Source organism: Mesorhizobium sp. M7A.F.Ca.CA.002.09.1.1, assembly GCF_003998555.1.
GTDB lineage: Bacteria > Pseudomonadota > Alphaproteobacteria > Rhizobiales > Rhizobiaceae > Mesorhizobium > Mesorhizobium ciceri.
This window is the reverse complement of sequence record NZ_RZRR01001384.1, coordinates 1-874: the sequence shown is the minus strand read 5'-3', so window position 1 is coordinate 874 and position 874 is coordinate 1. Positions and strand designations below refer to the sequence as shown.

At 63.3% G+C, this 874-nt stretch carries 1 protein-coding gene; it reads right to left on the bottom strand.

Annotated elements, in window-relative coordinates; all coding sequences use genetic code 11:
* A partial coding sequence (locus EN994_RS33415; RefSeq protein WP_206530569.1) for a 5'-nucleotidase C-terminal domain-containing protein occupies window positions 1-874 on the bottom strand: 874 nt, incomplete at both ends.

Sequence of the window (874 nt, the reverse complement as noted above, 5' to 3'; positions counted from 1 at the left end):
GTCGTAGGCATTCCTGGCCTTGTCGGCAAAGACCTTGTAGCCGTCGCCGCCCTGGCGAACATAGTTGTTGGTGGCGACCAGATAGTCCTTCTCCGGCTTGATCGGCGTCCAGGCACCGCCTTCCATGACCTCCACCGATTTGACCCGGCCGGCATTGGGCGCAACGGATTTGTCGAAGGAATATTTCAGGCCGGCGACCTGGGGGAAGCGCCCGGCGCCGTCCTCGACCTGACTGAGACCGCCCTCGAGGCCGGCCACCAGATCCTTGCCCGAAATCTGGAAGGTCGCCAGCGTGTTCTGGAAGGGCAGCACGGTCAGCACCTCGCCCATGGTGACGGTGCCCTTGTCGATCGAGGCGCGCAGGCCGCCGCCATTGGAGATGACGATCTCGACGCCCTGTCCCTTGACGCGGTCGAGGATGGCGTCGGAGACGAGATTGCCCATCGCGCATTCGCGGGTGCGGCAGCTCTCGCGACTGCCGTCGATGACGTCGGTGGTTTCGGCCACTTCCTTGTTCTTCAACGCCTCGATCGGCGCCCCAAGCTCCTTGATGCGGGCGAGCACGGCCGGGTCGGGGGTGATCGACTTGTCGAGATAGATCGGGTCGCCGCTGGCCGATTTGACGACGCCATTGTCGTCGAACACCACCTTGAACTCGCCGAGATATTTCGAATAGGAGGCCGCCTGCACCACCGGCACCTTGTAGCCGTCCGGATTGTCGACCATCGTCGGGTAGGGGCCTTCCGCCTTCGGATCGGTGTTCGACAGCAGGGAATGGCTATGGCCGCCGACGACGACATCGATGCCCGGGATCTTGGCGATGACGTCACGTTCGCGCCTGTAGCCGATATGGGTCACGGCGATGATCTTGTTG